This is a genomic window from Mycobacterium branderi (assembly GCF_010728725.1).
GTDB lineage: Bacteria > Actinomycetota > Actinomycetes > Mycobacteriales > Mycobacteriaceae > Mycobacterium > Mycobacterium branderi.
On the sequence record NZ_AP022606.1, the window covers coordinates 2,622,514 to 2,636,848 of the forward strand.

The 14,335-nt window shown below is 68.2% G+C and carries 14 protein-coding genes and 1 pseudogene; 7 read left to right on the forward strand and 8 right to left on the reverse strand.

What is annotated here, in order from left to right; all coding sequences use genetic code 11:
- Positions 1-23 precede the first annotated feature (23 nt).
- Positions 24-1,055 carry a patatin-like phospholipase family protein gene (locus G6N47_RS13505; protein ID WP_083133086.1) on the reverse strand — a complete coding sequence of 344 codons (1,032 nt, stop codon included), beginning with the start codon at positions 1,053-1,055 and terminating at the stop codon, positions 24-26.
- A 194-nt stretch (positions 1,056-1,249) separates the two neighbouring features.
- Between G6N47_RS13505 and G6N47_RS13510 the strand changes: the two genes are divergently transcribed.
- Together G6N47_RS13510 and G6N47_RS13515 are read left to right on the forward strand one after the other, a co-directional pair.
- Positions 1,250-1,789, forward strand: coding sequence for a cysteine dioxygenase (locus tag G6N47_RS13510; RefSeq protein WP_083133084.1), 540 nt, complete (start codon positions 1,250-1,252; stop codon positions 1,787-1,789).
- Positions 1,786-2,163, forward strand: a complete 378-nt coding sequence (locus tag G6N47_RS13515; protein ID WP_083133082.1) for a rhodanese-like domain-containing protein — start codon at positions 1,786-1,788, stop codon at positions 2,161-2,163. The genes G6N47_RS13510 and G6N47_RS13515 overlap by 4 nt, the downstream gene beginning before the upstream one ends.
- 392 nt (positions 2,164-2,555) lie before the next feature.
- Here G6N47_RS13515 and G6N47_RS13520 read toward each other — a convergent pair whose 3' ends face one another.
- Both G6N47_RS13520 and G6N47_RS13525 read right to left on the reverse strand, forming a co-directional pair.
- A complete protein-coding gene (locus tag G6N47_RS13520) occupies positions 2,556-3,329 on the reverse strand; it encodes an enoyl-CoA hydratase (RefSeq protein WP_083133080.1) in 774 nt (257 codons plus the stop codon).
- A complete protein-coding gene (locus tag G6N47_RS13525) occupies positions 3,326-4,375 on the reverse strand; it encodes an enoyl-CoA hydratase/isomerase family protein (protein WP_083133121.1) in 1,050 nt (349 codons plus the stop codon). Before G6N47_RS13525 ends, G6N47_RS13520 begins: the two co-directional genes overlap by 4 nt.
- A 187-nt stretch (positions 4,376-4,562) precedes the next feature.
- Here G6N47_RS13525 and G6N47_RS13530 point away from each other — a divergent pair, with 187 nt between their 5' ends.
- Entirely contained in the window at positions 4,563-5,408 is an 846-nt protein-coding gene (locus tag G6N47_RS13530; RefSeq protein WP_083133078.1) for a Bax inhibitor-1/YccA family protein, read from the forward strand.
- A 126-nt stretch (positions 5,409-5,534) separates the two neighbouring features.
- On the opposite strand, the gene G6N47_RS13535 is transcribed toward G6N47_RS13530, so the two are convergent.
- Positions 5,535-6,752 carry an acetyl-CoA C-acetyltransferase gene (locus G6N47_RS13535; RefSeq protein ID WP_083133075.1) on the reverse strand — a complete coding sequence of 406 codons (1,218 nt, stop codon included), beginning with the start codon at positions 6,750-6,752 and terminating at the stop codon, positions 5,535-5,537.
- A 41-nt stretch (positions 6,753-6,793) separates the two neighbouring features.
- Positions 6,794-7,762 (reverse strand): SGNH/GDSL hydrolase family protein, encoded by a 969-nt coding sequence (locus tag G6N47_RS13540; protein WP_083133074.1) that lies wholly within the window; start codon positions 7,760-7,762, stop codon positions 6,794-6,796.
- Positions 7,763-8,000: 238 nt separating this feature from the next.
- Between G6N47_RS13540 and G6N47_RS13545 the strand changes: the two genes are divergently transcribed.
- The 4 genes and pseudogenes from G6N47_RS13545 to G6N47_RS13560 all read left to right on the forward strand — a co-directional run bounded on the left by G6N47_RS13545 (position 8,001) and on the right by G6N47_RS13560 (position 12,426).
- Positions 8,001-9,053, forward strand: coding sequence for an alpha/beta hydrolase (locus G6N47_RS13545; protein WP_083133073.1), 1,053 nt, complete (start codon positions 8,001-8,003; stop codon positions 9,051-9,053).
- Positions 9,054-9,075: 22 nt separating this feature from the next.
- Entirely contained in the window at positions 9,076-10,470 is a 1,395-nt protein-coding gene (locus G6N47_RS13550) for a cystathionine beta-synthase (protein WP_083133072.1), read from the forward strand.
- A gap of 216 nt (positions 10,471-10,686) precedes the next feature.
- Positions 10,687-11,271: pseudogene (locus G6N47_RS13555) on the forward strand (RDD family protein); the annotation flags it as partial.
- Positions 11,272-12,426 (forward strand): cystathionine gamma-synthase, encoded by a 1,155-nt coding sequence (locus tag G6N47_RS13560; protein ID WP_083133070.1) that lies wholly within the window; start codon positions 11,272-11,274, stop codon positions 12,424-12,426. It begins immediately after the preceding pseudogene.
- 18 nt (positions 12,427-12,444) lie between these two features.
- Here the strand turns inward: G6N47_RS13560 and G6N47_RS13565 are convergent, their stop codons facing one another.
- The 3 genes from G6N47_RS13565 to G6N47_RS13575 form a co-directional block, all read right to left on the reverse strand.
- Positions 12,445-13,125 (reverse strand): GOLPH3/VPS74 family protein, encoded by a 681-nt coding sequence (locus G6N47_RS13565; protein ID WP_083133069.1) that lies wholly within the window; start codon positions 13,123-13,125, stop codon positions 12,445-12,447.
- A gap of 43 nt (positions 13,126-13,168) precedes the next feature.
- Positions 13,169-13,663, reverse strand: a complete 495-nt coding sequence (gene greA, locus G6N47_RS13570; protein ID WP_083133068.1) for a transcription elongation factor GreA — start codon at positions 13,661-13,663, stop codon at positions 13,169-13,171.
- A 209-nt stretch (positions 13,664-13,872) separates the two neighbouring features.
- On the reverse strand, positions 13,873-14,289 hold the full coding sequence (locus G6N47_RS13575) for a DUF4307 domain-containing protein (protein ID WP_083133067.1): 417 nt from the start codon (positions 14,287-14,289) through the stop codon (positions 13,873-13,875).
- Positions 14,290-14,335 lie beyond the last annotated feature (46 nt).

The following is a 14,335-nucleotide window of genomic DNA, read 5'->3' on the forward strand; positions in this document are numbered from 1 at the left end:
TGTCAAGGGGTCACGGGCAGCCTTCAATCAGCTTTCGGGGTTGGAAGATCGGACGGCTCGCCCTCAAGGGTGTCCAGCGTGCGGCTCGCCAGCGCGCGGCCGAAGTCGATCACCTCCGCGGCGCGGTGGAATTCCAGGCTGCGGCAGGCCGAACGCGGCACCTCGATCAGAAGGTCGGGGGGGTATGCGGCGAGAGTGTGGCGGGCCAGTGCGGCCTGGGCGATGTCGATCGTGCGGTTCATCACCTCGAAACGACCACCCAGTTTGGGTGCTTCCGCGGCTGGCTCGATCGGCTGCTCGACTTCGCCTGTCTCGCTTTCGATTTCGTCTTCGGGAACGGACGCGCCGAACCGGTTGAGCACGCCGTCGAACAGGGCGGTGGTATTGCGGACCATGCGGTTCAGCCACTCGGTTGCGGGATGCGATTCGGCTTCGCGCTCGGCTTCGGTTTCGTTGCCGCTCAAGCTGACCGCGATGGTCAGGTCGGCGTTGACCGCCGCGATCGGCGCCATCGGCAGCGGGTCGAGGATTCCCCCGTCGGCCAGTAGCCGGCCGTCGACGACGTGCGGGGCGATCATCCCGGGGATGGCGATCGATGCCCGGATGGCCTCGTCGACCGGGCCCCGCTGCAGCCACACCGACTTTCCGGCGATCAGGTCGGTCGTCACCGCGGTGTACGGGATCGGCAGCTCCTCGATGGACGCCTCGCCGAGAATGTCACGGACCGCGTCGAGGATCTTCTCGGCCCGCAGCACCCCCGCGGCGGTGATCGACGGGTCGAGAAGCCGCAACACCGCGCGCTGCGTCAAGTCCTTGGCCCAGGCGGCGAAGTCGTCGAGCCGCCCGGCGGCCTGCAGTCCACCGACGAGCGCGCCCATCGACGAGCCGGCGATCCCGACGATTTCGTAACCGCGGTCGCGCAGCTCGTTGATCACCCCGATGTGGGCGTAGCCGCGCGCCCCGCCGCTGCCCAGCGCCAACGCCACCCGCGCCCGTGCGGGACTGCCCGGGCGGCGCGCCTCAACCGGGGCGCGAAGGGCGTCGGTGTGGGCCATTCCTCCATTTTTTACACCGTGATCCGAACCAATCGCACTCGTCGCGGGCGGCTGCCGGCGCCCCGGCGGCCCCGGCACCAGCGCGAACCGTGCAACACTGGCGGGCATGACGGAGCTGACCGGATTTCGGGAGTGTTGTCGGCGCTGACCCGCCGCCGACCCTCTATCCGCGCCATCCGTTCTGGAGTCTTTCCATGGCTATCGCCAACCCTGTCCTGCCGCGCCCGTCGGTATCTGGTCCCACCCGGCTGCGGCTGCCCGACCTGCTGCATGCGACCGACCAGACCGCCGACGACGTGTTGTCCGGGCACTACGACTACCTGCTGCCGCCCGGCGGCGTTCCCGTCGACCGGCGCTGGTTCGTTCGGCTGCACGGCGACGACGAGCTCGACATCTGGCTGATCAGCTGGGTACCCGGGCAGCACACCGAATTACACGACCATGGCGGATCGATGGGTGCGCTGACGTTGCTGTCCGGCTCGGTGTACGAGTTCCGCTGGGACGGTCAGCGGCTGCGCCGCCGGCGGCTCGACGCCGGCGACCAGGCCGGGTTTCCGCTGGGCTGGGTGCACGACGTGGTGTGGGCGCCGAGCAGTGTTCCGGCCGGCCCGACGTTGAGCGTGCACGCGTATTCGCCGCCTCTGACCGTGATGTCGTATTACGAGGTCACCCGTCGCAACACGCTGCGCCGTCGGCGCACCGAACTGACCGACCAACCGGAGAAACCACAATGAGCCGCATCGATCGGATGCTCGCTGCTGCCCGCGAGCGGTTGCAGCGCCTGCCCGCCGACGAGGTGCCCGCGGCGCTGCGGCGCGGAGCGGTGCTGGTCGACATCCGGCCGCAGGCCCAGCGCGCGCAGGAAGGGGAGGTGCCGGGCGCGTTGCGGATCGAGCGCAACGTGCTGGAATGGCGCTGCGACCCGACCAGTGACGCCCGGCTGCCGCAAGCCGTGGACGACGACGTGGAGTGGGTGATCCTGTGCTCGGAGGGCTACACCTCCAGCCTCGCGGCCGCCGCGCTGCAGGATCTGGGTCTGCACCGCGCCACCGACGTCGTCGGCGGTTATCACGCGCTGGTGGCCGCCGGAGTGCTGGCCGCGCGTTAGCTCGTCTCAGCCCCCGCCGGCGCCGCCGCCTCCGCTGTCACCCCCATACACCCACCAGTCGACCGCCGGCGGTTGGCTCGGGGGAGGTGGGGGCGGAGTCGGTGCGTCGGTTGCGGGATCCGCCGGCGGCGGCGCCGGGAGCGCTGCGTAGCGAGCCGACGTGGCCGCCGTGCCAGTGGCATGCTCCGCGACGACTGCGCCGACAGTCGACGCTGCGACAAGGGTGCCCGCGGCCGCCATCGCGCGGACGCCAGGTGGTATTGCCCACGTCACCGGTTACTCCCTTCGCGGGCCCCCGAACCGCTCATATTGCCACCGGCTCGAGCTGAGCGACAGGGATTCGAACAGATGTAACGGCGCGGTGAGGTAACCGAAACAGTGGGGGACGCCGGCTAGCGGTGCGTGAAATTCGCGGGCCGCTTCTCGATGAATGCCGCCATGCCCTCCGACTGGTCCTCGGTTGCGAAAGCCGAATGGAACAGCCGTCTTTCGTAAAGCAGCCCTTCGGCCAGCGTGGATTCGAAGGCGCGGTTGACCGCCTCCTTGGCCATCCGGGTCGCCGATAGCGACATCCCTGCGATGGTGGTGGCGGCGGCCTTGGCCTCGGCGAGCAGGTCGTCGGCGGGCACCACTCGTGACACCAGTCCGCTGCGCTCGGCCTCGGCGGCGTCGATGGTGCGACCGGTCAGGATCAGGTCCATGGCCTTGGCCTTGCCGATAGCCCGGGTCAGCCGCTGCGAGCCGCCCATGCCGGGCAGCACGCCGAGTTTGATCTCGGGCTGGCCGAATTTCGCTGTGTCAGCGGCGATCAGCAGATCGCACATCATCGCCAGCTCGCAGCCGCCGCCCAGAGCATGCCCGGCCACCGCGGCGATCGTGGGAGTGCGCACGGCGGCCAGCTTCGCCCACGGGGCGAAGAAGTCGGCGTCGAAGACGTCGGCGAACGTCAGGCTCGACATTTCCTTGATGTCGGCGCCGGCGGCGAACGCCTTGGCCGAACCGGTGATGACAATCGCGCCGATCCCGGGATCGTTGTCGAATTCGGTTGCGGCCCTGGTGACTTCGTTCATCATCTGGCTGTTGAGCGCATTGAGCGCCTGCGGCCGGTTCAGCGTGATGAGGCCGACGCGCCCGTCGCGGTCGACCAGAATGGTCTCGTAACTCATCGTGTCTCCTCGAAAGTCAGATCGGGGTCTGCGGGTGCGAAATACGCCTCGACGTCTGCCGCGTTGACCTCGGCCAGCGACGCCGGTGACCACTGCGGGTTGCGGTCCTTGTCGACCAGCTGAGCGCGGATACCCTCCACCAGGTCGTGCGAACGCAGCGACCCGCACGACACTCGATATTCCTGCCGCAGAACGTCTTCGAGGGCGTCCAGCCTTGCGGCCCGGCGCACTGACTCCAGCGTCACCGACAACGCGATGGGAGAGCGGGTTGCGATCACGTTGGCGGCGTCGTTGGCTGCTCGGGCGTCGTGGCCGCGCAGCGCGGCGACGATGTCGGCGACGGTCTCGCCCCCGTAGCACTCGTCGATCCAATCCCGTTGTGCGACAAGCTCACTTTCAGGCGGGTCGACGGCGTGGGCGGCCAGCGCGCGTTGGACGCCGTCGGCGACGATCGCGCGGCGCAACTTGTCCAGCTGGTCGTGCGGCACGTAGTGATCGGCGAATCCCAACGCGATGGCGTCGGCGCCGGAAAACGGCGAACCAGTAAGCGCCACATGCAATCCCAGCGACCCGGGAGCACGCGAGAGCAGGTAGGTGCCGCCGACGTCGGGAACGAACCCGATGCCCACCTCGGGCATCGCCATCTTGGTGGTGTCGGTGACCACCCGGGTGTTGGCATGCGAGCCCACGCCGACGCCGCCGCCCATCACGATGCCGTCCATCAACGACACGTACGGCTTGGAAAACCGGCCGATCTGGGCGTTGAGCAAGTACTCGTCGTACCAGAACCGCCGCGCCGCCACTCCGTCCGCGCGAGCGCTGTGGTAGATGGCCACCACGTCGCCGCCGGCGCACAAACCGCGTTCGCCGGCACCGGACAGCACCACGGCGCGCACCGCGTCGTCGCGCTCCCAGTCGGCGAGCACCGCGGACAGCACGTTGACCATGTTCTGGTTCAACGAGTTGATCGCCTTGGGGCGGTTGAGGGTCACGAAGCCGATGCCGTCGTCGACGCGGGTCAGGATCTCGTCGGACTCGCCCGTCACGTGCGTGGTCTCCCCTCGCTGGAAGCTGGACAGCACTCGACGAGCAATCTAGATCGTTACCCGCGATACAGCGCCCGCGGGTAAGGTTTAGCTGCAGAGCGACCCTGCGCTGGGAACCCAACCGGGACCCAAGACGTTGACCTGGTGTTCGCAGAGCTCGAACCAGAAGCTAAGAGAGGATCCGACGGTGCGGGAGACTAGCAACCCGGTATTTCGCTCGCTGCCCAAGCAGCGAGGCGGATATGCCCAGTTCGGCACGGGCGTGGCCGGCGCCGCGACCCAATACGGGCATCAGACCGATCCATATGCGCCATACGTCGACCAGCGGGCCGGTGTTGCCCGGCCGCTGACCATCGACGACGTCGTCACCAAGACCGGAATCACGCTGGCGGTGCTGTCGGCGGTGGCCGCCGTCTCCTACTTCCTGGTGGCCGGCAACCTGGCGCTGGCCGCCCCGTTCACGTTCGTCGGCGCCTTCGGCGGCTTGGCGCTGGTGCTGATCGCTACGTTCGGCCGCAAGCAGGACAGCCCGGCAATCGTGCTGTCCTACGCCGCACTCGAGGGGCTGTTCCTCGGCGCCATCTCGTTCATCCTGGCCAACATCGCGGTCTCGACTACCAACGCCGGGGCGTTGATCGGGCAGGCGATTCTGGGCACGCTCGGGGTGTTCTTCGGGATGCTCGTCGTCTACAAGACCGGCGCCATCCGCGTCACGCCGAAGTTCTCCCGGATGATCGTTGCCGGCCTGTTCGGCGTGCTGGCACTGATGATCGGCAACCTCGTGATCGGGTTCTTCAACCACGGCGAGGGCATGGGCCTGCGCAACGGCGGGCCGCTGGCGATCATCTTCTCGCTGGTGTGCATCGCGCTGGCGGCATTCAGCTTCCTGATCGACTTCGACGCCGCCGACCAGATGATCCGCGCCGGCGCACCCTCGAAGGCGGCCTGGGGGATCGCGCTGGGCCTGACCGTGACGCTGGTCTGGCTCTACATCGAGATCCTGCGTCTGCTCAGTTATCTGCAGAACGACTAGCTCTTTGCGACTCAAAGCCCGGGCATACAAGGCCCGGGCTTTGTGCTGGGATTCATTCCGACTGTGAATCCGACGACGCGACACGCCGCGTAAGCGTCGTTATTTTCACAGTGGGTGACGGGCCGATCAGCTCAGCCGCTCGATCACCATCGCCATGCCCTGCCCGCCGCCGACGCACATGGTTTCCAGGCCGAACGTCTTGTCGTAGGTCTGCAGGTTGTTCAGCAGGGTGGCGGTGATGCGGGCGCCGGTCATGCCGAACGGGTGACCCAGCGCGATCGCGCCGCCGGAGACGTTCAGCTTGTCCTCGTCGATGCCCAGCTCGCGGGCCGAGCCGAGCACCTGCACCGCGAACGCCTCGTTGATCTCGAACAAGTCGATGTCGCGGATCGACATGCCGGCGTTGGCCAGCGCCTTCTTGGTCGCCTCGATCGGTCCCAGGCCCATGATCTCCGGGGAAAGTCCGGTCACTCCGGTGGACACGATGCGGGCCAGCGGGGTGAGGCCCAGTTCGCGCGCCTTGGCGTCGCTGGTGATGATCACCGCCGCGGCGCCGTCGTTGAGCGGGCAGGCGTTGCCGGCGGTCACCGTGCCGTTGGGCCGGAACACCGGCTTGAGTTGGCTGACCTTCTCATAGGTCGTGCCCGGCCGCGGGCCGTCGTCGACGCTGACCGTGGTGCCGTCGGGCAGGGTGACCGGTGAGATCTCCCGTTCGAAGTGGCCGTTCTTGATCGCCTCCTCGGCGCGGTTCTGGCTACGCACGCCCCAGTGGTCCTGGTCTTCGCGGCTGATCCCGGTCAGCAGCGCCACGTTCTCGGCGGTCTGGCCCATCGCGATGTAGATGTCGGGCAGCGTCCCGTCCTTGCGAGGGTCGTGCCATTCGTCGGCGCCCGCTGCGGCCGCCTCCGTGCGCCGCTGAGCCTCGTCGAACAGTGGGTTCTTGGTGTCCGGCATGCCGTCGGCGCTGCCTTTAGCGAATCGGGACACCGTTTCCACGCCGGCGGAGATGAACGCGTCGCCTTCGCCGGCTTTGATCGCATGGAAGGCCATCCGGGTGGTCTGCAGCGACGACGAGCAGTACCGGTTGACGGTGGTGCCCGGCAGGAAGTCATAGCCGAGTTCGACGGCGACCACCCGGGCGATGTTGTAACCGGACTCGCCGCCCGGCTGGCCGCAGCCCATGATCAGGTCGTCGATCTGGTGGGGGTTGAGCGCGGGCACCTTGTCGAGCGCGGCGCGCACCATCTGCGCGGCCAGGTCGTCCGGCCGCATGTTGACCAAGGATCCCTTGCCGGCGCGGCCAATTGGCGAGCGGGCAGTTGAGACGATGACGGCTTCCGGCACGATCGGCTCCCTCCAGGTAACGGGCAGACCGAATCTAACCCCTAGCCGCCTGTCGGGATGAAGACGGGTGCCGGCACCCCGGTGGTGTGCCGTCGCAGCAGCCGCGACACCACGTCTCGGGCGCGTCCCGGCCGGGTTTCGCTGCCCGTGTTCGCCGTCAGAAGCGCCGGGGTCAGGTCGCGGCTGGATTCGCCCAGCGCGTTGCACAACGCGGGCAGCAGCTGGTCGGCCACCAGCGCATAGCCGGCCGCCGAGGGATGGTACTGGTCGTCGGACAACAACAGGGCCGGCGAGTGGCGGAAGTTCGGCGCCAGCAGGTCGGCCAGCGGTACCGGCACACCGCCGGCCGCCCGTACCGCCGCGGCCTGGGCGCGGGCCAGTCGCAGACCGCGCGTGTGCGCCGCCCAGCGCAGCGGCTGCGGGATCGCCGTGATCACGCCGAAGTCGGGGCAGGTGGCGACGACGACCACCGCGCCGCTGGCGCACAGCCGCCGCACCGCCGCGCCGAGCCGCCGCGCCGACGGCCCGATGCCGTTGAGCGCGGTGACGTCGTTGGCGCCGATCATGATGACCGCCGCATCTGGTGGCGGTCCGGCCACGAACATCGCGTCGACCTGGCCGGACAACCCTTTCGACGTCGCCCCGACGATCGCCTTGGTGCTCAGCCGCACGCTTTTGCCGGTCTGCTCGGCAAGGCCGCGGGCCAGCAGCACGCCCGGCACTTCGTCGGCGTTGCGGCAGCCGTACCCGGTGGCGGTCGAGTCGCCGAACACCATCAGGTGCAGGTCGACCGGCGTTCCGCGCTGCCAGCGCTGCACGGGTCCGCCCCCGCGGGTGTAGATGCCGTCAGCGCGGGGCGGAATATCCCACGCCTTGGGGATCACGCTGCGGGCATGCTGTGCCTGGCTGATCAGCAGGCTGCGCGCGCCCAGGTAGGCCGTGCCCGTCGACGCCAGCGCACCTGCCGCAGCCAAAGCAACCGTTGATCGGCGCGGCACACGAATGTCCACGCCAACAGTTTAAGTCGGCGTCAGCGGATGGTCCGGCACTGCCGACACGGCTCGGTTACAGAGCGGCCCAAAACTGGTATCGAATAAGACTCTTTGATTGTTGAAACTTCTACAGCTGTCAAGCTAAGTTTGCGAGGTTGGCTGAGTGCCTGGGCGGGTACTCCCTTGTTGGGCAAGGGCTGAACCGGATGCTCTGCTACTTCGTCGACTGACTACAACGACGTAGGAAGTGGTGAGCATGACCGCACCGACCAAGGTTCCCGGCCCTTCCAGCAATCGTCTTCGCGCCCGCGGTCCGCTGCGGGCGCGCAGGTTTTCCGTCAGCGACGGCAGGCCCGTCGAGGTCATCGAGAGCGGCCCCAGTGTTCCTGCCCGGTTGATGTCGGTGGCGTGTTATCTGACCATCCGGCCGGTTCTAGCCGTCGGCAGCCATGTTCCCCACATGCCGTGGCCCTTCGGCCTGGTCGACTTCGCGTCCCGGGTGTTGCTGCCTGCCCCGGGCACCATCCGGGCGACGGTGGGGTTGCCGAATGCCACCGCTCAGCTGGTTCGCGCCCCCGGGGTGATGCCCGCCGACGGCACGCGCAGGGTGGTGCTCTATCTGCATGGCGGAGCCTTTCTCACCTGTGGCGTGCACTCGCACAGCAGGATCGTCAACGCGCTGTCGCGGTTCGCCGACTCGCCCGTGCTGGTGGTCAACTACCGGCTGATTCCCAAGCACTCCGTCGGCATGGCGCTCGACGATTGCTATGACGCCTACCGGTGGCTGCGGCTGCGTGGATACGAGCCGGACCAGATTGTGCTGGCCGGCGACTCCGCGGGTGGCTACCTTGCGCTTGCGCTTGCTCAGCGGCTGCAGGACGAGAACGAGGAACCCGCTGCGCTGGTGGCGATTTCGCCGCTGATGCAGCTGGCCAAGGAGCCCAAGCAGTCCCATCCCAACATCAAGACCGACGCGATGTTCCCGGCGAAGGCGTTCGACGCGTTGGTGGCATTGGTAGCCAGCGCCGCCGCCAAGAACATCGTCGACGGCAAGCCGGAAGAGCTTTACGAGCCGCTGGACCACATCGAAGCCGGACTGCCGCGGACGTTGATCCACGTGTCCGGTTCCGAAGTGCTGCTGTACGACGCGCAGCTGGCAGCCGCCAAGCTGGCGGCCGCTGGCGTGCCGGCCGAGGTGCGGATCTGGCCCGGCCAGATCCACGACTTCCAGCTCGCCGCGCCGCTGGTGCCGGAGGCGACGCGCTCGCTGCGCCAGATCGGTGAGTACATCCGCGAGGCCACCGGGTAACGCGACCTGAGACCATGAGTGCATGCGGATCGCGCGGCACATCAGTGAACTCATCGGCAATACCCCACTGGTTCAGCTGAACTCGGTGGTGCCGCCGGGAGCCGGCCGTGTCGTCGCCAAGATCGAGTACCTCAACCCCGGCCTCTCCAGCAAGGACCGCATCGCCGAGAAGATGATCGACGCCGCCGAGGCCAGCGGACAGCTCAAGCCGGGCGGCACCATCGTCGAACCGACCTCGGGCAACACCGGCGTCGGGTTGGCGCTGGTGGCCCAGCCCCGCGGCTACAAATGCATTTTCGTCTGCCCGGACAAGGTCAGCGAGGACAAGCAGAACGTGCTGCGCGCCTACGGCGCCGAGGTCGTGGTGTGCCCGACTGCGGTGCCGCCCGACCATCCCGACAGCTACTACAGCGTCTCCGACCGGCTCGTCACCGAGATCGACGGCGCCTGGAAGCCCGACCAATACTCCAACCCGCAGGGCCCGGCCAGCCACTACGAGACCACCGGACCGGAGATCTGGACCGACACCGACGGCCAGGTCACGCATTTCGTCGCCGGCATCGGCACCGGTGGAACGATCACCGGCGCCGGCCGCTACCTCAAGGAGGTATCCGGCGGGGCGGTGCGCGTCGTCGGCGCCGACCCGGAGGGCTCGGTCTATTCCGGCGGCACCGGGCGGCCCTATCTGGTCGAGGGCGTCGGCGAGGACTTCTGGCCGGCCGCCTACGACCCCCACGTGCCCGACCAGATCATCGCGGTGTCCGACGCCGACTCGTTCAACATGACCAGGCGGTTGGCCCGCGAGGAGGCGATGCTGGTCGGCGGATCCTGCGGGATGGCGGTGGTGGCCGCGGTGAAGGTGGCCGAGGAAGCCGGACCCGACGCGCTGGTGGTCGTGCTGCTGCCCGACGGGGGCCGCGGCTACATGTCGAAGATCTTCAACGACGCCTGGATGTCGTCGTACGGCTTTTTGCGCACCCCGCTCGACGGCTCGCTCGAACAGCCCACCGTTGGCGACGTGCTGCGCGGAAAGTCCGGGAAGCTACCGGATTTGGTGCATACTCACCCGTCGGAGACCGTGCGCGACGCGATCGGCATCCTGCGCGAGTACGGCGTGTCGCAGATGCCCGTCGTCGGCGCCGAACCGCCGGTGATGGCCGGCGAGGTCGCCGGCAGCGTGTCGGAACGCGAACTGCTCTCCGCCGTCTTCGAGGGCCGCGCCAAGCTGGCCGACGCCGTGGCGCTGCACATGAGCCCCGCGCTGCCGATGATCGGGGCCGGCGAGTTGGTCAGCGCGCTGGCCAAGGCGCTGCGGGACGCCGACGCGGTGATGGTGGTCGAGGAAGGCAAACCGGTGGGCGTGATCACCCGCCACGACTTGTTGGGATTTCTGTCCGAGGGACCGCGGCGAAAGTAGCGGGACGACGTTCCAGCAAATTACTTCGAAAAGGAAAGCATTGTGCCCAGCTGGGCGATGGTCGCACCGGGCACGTTACAGCATCGCAGTGCATCGTAACGAAGCTTTGCGACGGCGCGTCGCGTCGGCAGGTTCGCAGGTGGCACTCGGGTAGCCTGGTCCCGCCCCGTCCAGCTAACCCTGCGCAAGGGAGAGGCGTCGATGACCGATCAACCGCCCCCACCGCCACCGCCACCGGGCGGCTACCCGCCGCCGCCCCCGTCGTCCGGTGGATACGCGCCGCCACCGCCCGGCCCGGCCATCCGCGCCCTGCCGACGCAGGATTACACGCCCTGGTTCACCAGGGTGCTGGCGTTTCTCATCGACTATCTCCCGTACGCGGTCATCGTGGGCATCGGCTGGGTGATCTTGATGAGCACCGAGGAGGAGGAGTGCCTGGCCGACGTCACCCGCTACGGCATCGACGAGATCTGCGCAGTCGGCTACTCGTCGACCGGGGTGACGGTGTTCTGGCTGTCGCTGCTGGTGGGCCTGGCCTATCTGGTCTGGAACTACGGCTATCGGCAGGGCACCACCGGTTCGAGCATTGGTAAATCGGTGCTGAAGTTCAAAGTCCTCAGCGAGGAGACCGGCCGGCCCATCGGTTTCGGGGCGTCGGTGGTGCGCCAACTCGCGCACCTCGTCGACACGATCGTCTTCTGCATCGGGTATCTGTTTCCGCTGTGGGACGCCAAGCGGCAGACGCTGGCAGACAAGATCATGTCGACGGTTTGTCTGCCGGCGCAAGATCGCCCCGAGTAGATGACCGACAAGCGCACCCCAGGGCTTGCTACCAAGGCCATCCACGCCGGCTTCCACACCGATCCGGCCACCGGCGCGGTCAATCCGCCGATCTATACGGCCAGCACGTTCGCGCAGGACGGCGTCGGCAAGCTGCGCGCCGGGTTCGAGTACTCGCGCTCGGGCAACCCGACGCGGGCCGCGCTGGAGGCGTCGCTGGCCGCCATGGAGGAGGGCAGGTTCGGCCGCGCGTTCAGTTCCGGCATGGCGGCCAGCGACTGCGCGTTGCGGGCGATGCTGCGCCCCGGCGAGCATGTGGTGATTCCCGACGACGCCTACGGCGGCACGTTCCGATTGATCGACAAGGTGTTCACCGGCTGGGGCGTCGAGTACACGCCGGTCGGGCTGTCGGATCTCGATGCGGTGCGCGCCGCTCTCACTCCGCGCACCCGGCTGATCTGGGTGGAAACGCCGACCAATCCGCTGCTGTCGATCGCCGACATCGCCGCGATCGCCGGGCTGGCCGCCGAGCATTCCGTGAAAGTGTTGGTGGACAACACTTTTGCGTCGCCCGCGCTGCAGCAGCCGTTGACGCTGGGCGCCGACGTGGTGCTGCACTCGACCACCAAGTACATCGGCGGGCATTCCGACGTGGTGGGCGGGGCGCTGGTCACCGACGACGAGGAACTCGACGCCGCGTTCGGCTTCCTGCAGAACGGCGCCGGCGCGGTGCCCGGGCCGTTCGACGCGTACCTGACGATCCGCGGCCTCAAGACGCTGGTGTTGCGCATGCAGCGGCACAGCGAGAACGCCGCGGCCGTCGCAGAATTCCTCGCCGGGCATCCGGCTGTGTCCGCCGTGCTGTATCCGGGTCTGCCGGAGCATCCCGGCCACGACGTCGCCGCCCGGCAGATGCGCGGTTTCGGCGGAATGGTGTCGGTGCGGATGCGAGGCGGACGAGCGGCAGCCGAAAGCCTTTGTGCGCGAACCGAAGTGTTCATTCTTGCCGAGTCACTGGGCGGGGTCGAGTCGCTGATCGAGCATCCGGGCGCGATGACGCACGCCTCGACGGCCGGTTCGCAGTTGGAAGTTCCCGACGACCTGGTGCGCCTGTCGGTGGGCATCGAAGACGTCGCGGACCTGCTTGCCGACCTCGAGCAGGCGCTGGCCGAATAGCGCGAAAGCCCTTGGCTTTCAGGCGCTTTTGCGTCTCGCCACCAGGGCGGGACGGATCGCTGCCGTCGTGACCGCCAGGTTGACTTCGGGCAGGTCGGGCTCGGACTCGCTGACCCAGCTGCCGCTGGCGATGTCGGCGGCCCGGCTGTTCACCCACTCCCAGCCCCGGTCGTTGAGGCTGAACACCGCGCCCAGGCCGTCGACCATGTGCAGCAGCGAGATGATCGTCGCCGTCGTCGGGTCCGGGTTGTGCTCCTCGAACAGCGCGGTCATCAGAGCCGCGCGCGCATTCGCCACCCGCGTACGGTCGACCAGCGGCCAGGCGTATGTGCGTTTGAATCCGTTGCCCTGCAGGCGAACTTGCCGTATCTGACCGATGCGCTCCAGCTGAGTGAGCACCGCGGCGGGAGTTTCTCGCCGCAGCTTGGCGATCGCCGCGGCCGGGCTCATCGGACGGCGCAGCAGCAACTGCAGCGCGGGTTCCAGCACCGGGTCGGCCGGGTTGGGGCCGCTCAGTACCACCAGCCGCCCGGCCTCCACCGGCTCCCGGTCGACCGCGGGACGAATCCGGCACGCGTGCGCCAAATCGAGCAGCGCCGCCGCGGTCAGAACACGTTCGCGGCAGCCACGCTCCAGCCCCGGCTGCGCCGACGCGTTGTCGAGCAGCAGCAGGAGAAGATCCTCCGCAATGCGTGCCATGAGCGGACGCGGTCCCGCCCTGTTTCCCCGACCCCTGCCGCAGCTATGAGCGGTACGGCTCCGCGCTGACGAGCGTCACTTTGACGGTGTTGCCGTTGGGCACGGTGTAGGTGCGCGACTCGCCCACCTTGGCGTCGATCAGCGCGCCGCCGAGCGGTGAGTTCGGCGAGTACACCTCCAAATCGCCGTCGTTGATGCCCTCGCCGCGGGTGGCGATCAGGAATGTCTCGGTGTCCGACTTGTCATCGCCGTAGTACACGGTCACCACCGAACCGGGCAACGCAACCCCGGACTGCGTCGGCGCTTCACCGACCTTCGCGTTGTTCAGCAGATCCTGAAGCTGCCGGATCCGGGCCTCCTGCTGGCCCTGCTCCTCACGCGCGGCGTGGTATCCGCCGTTTTCGCGCAGGTCGCCCTCCTCGCGGCGGTCGTTGATTTCCGCGGCGATGATCGGACGGTTTGCGATCAACTGGTCGAGCTCGGCCTTGAGTCGGTCATGTGACTCCTGGGTCAACCAGGTCACCTGAGTGTCCGTCATCTCGTCGCGCTCCTCATGTAATCGGTCCCGCGTATCCGCGTGGCTATGGCTGTGGCTGCGGGGTGGTTCCCTCGCGTGACAACGCGTATACCCGCTAATGCAGCAATACACGGTCCCAGCCGGAACCGTGCATGCACATATCGTACCACTGCGGAGCGGTGCGACCACGACGTTTTCGCAGTTCGGCGTTCGGCCGCACCGCCGTTTGGTCAGGAAGCGCGCAGGTAGCCGGGCACATCGGTGCCGCAGCCGTAGACGTCGCCCATCACCGGCGGCTTGCTGGATTTGACGGTCGTCGTCACCTGGACCGTGGTGGCCGGCGACGGCGGGACCAGCACCTCCCGGCGTCCCGTCTCGCTGCCGTCCTTGGCGCGGACCCGCACGATGCAGTCCACCGGACGCGACGGGTCCGACCGCGTCACGCTGATCGTCACCGACACCGTCTCGTCGTCGATCAGCCGGTAGCCGGCCAGCGTGCCTTCCACGTCGCTGCGGCCCAGGCGCTGGTAGCCCACGACCGCGATCACGACGCCCGCGGCCACCACCAGCAGCGCCAGCACGGCGACGACGCCGCGCCGCGACGCGCGAGAGAGCCGCGGACGGCCATAGCGGGCAGTGTCGCTCATTCGCGCTGCGCTGCTCCTCCTCATCGCTCCGTCCCCAGCTTCGCGG

Excerpts from the sequence above, each read along its gene's own strand:
- G6N47_RS13565 (WP_083133069.1), bottom strand. The coding sequence starts at position 13,125 with ATGGCACGCATTGCGGAGGATCTTCTCCTGCTGCTGCTCGACAACGCG.
- G6N47_RS13575 (WP_083133067.1), bottom strand. The coding sequence starts at position 14,289 with ATGAGCGACACTGCCCGCTATGGCCGTCCGCGGCTCTCTCGCGCGTCG.
- G6N47_RS13550 (WP_083133072.1), top strand. The coding sequence starts at position 9,076 with ATGCGGATCGCGCGGCACATCAGTGAACTCATCGGCAATACCCCACTG.
- G6N47_RS13505 (WP_083133086.1), bottom strand. The coding sequence starts at position 1,055 with ATGGCCCACACCGACGCCCTTCGCGCCCCGGTTGAGGCGCGCCGCCCG.
- G6N47_RS13560 (WP_083133070.1), top strand. The coding sequence starts at position 11,272 with ATGACCGACAAGCGCACCCCAGGGCTTGCTACCAAGGCCATCCACGCC.
- G6N47_RS13520 (WP_083133080.1), bottom strand. The coding sequence starts at position 3,329 with ATGAGTTACGAGACCATTCTGGTCGACCGCGACGGGCGCGTCGGCCTC.
- G6N47_RS13545 (WP_083133073.1), top strand. The coding sequence starts at position 8,001 with ATGACCGCACCGACCAAGGTTCCCGGCCCTTCCAGCAATCGTCTTCGC.
- G6N47_RS13510 (WP_083133084.1), top strand. The coding sequence starts at position 1,250 with ATGGCTATCGCCAACCCTGTCCTGCCGCGCCCGTCGGTATCTGGTCCC.
- greA (WP_083133068.1), bottom strand. The coding sequence starts at position 13,663 with ATGACGGACACTCAGGTGACCTGGTTGACCCAGGAGTCACATGACCGA.
- G6N47_RS13515 (WP_083133082.1), top strand. The coding sequence starts at position 1,786 with ATGAGCCGCATCGATCGGATGCTCGCTGCTGCCCGCGAGCGGTTGCAG.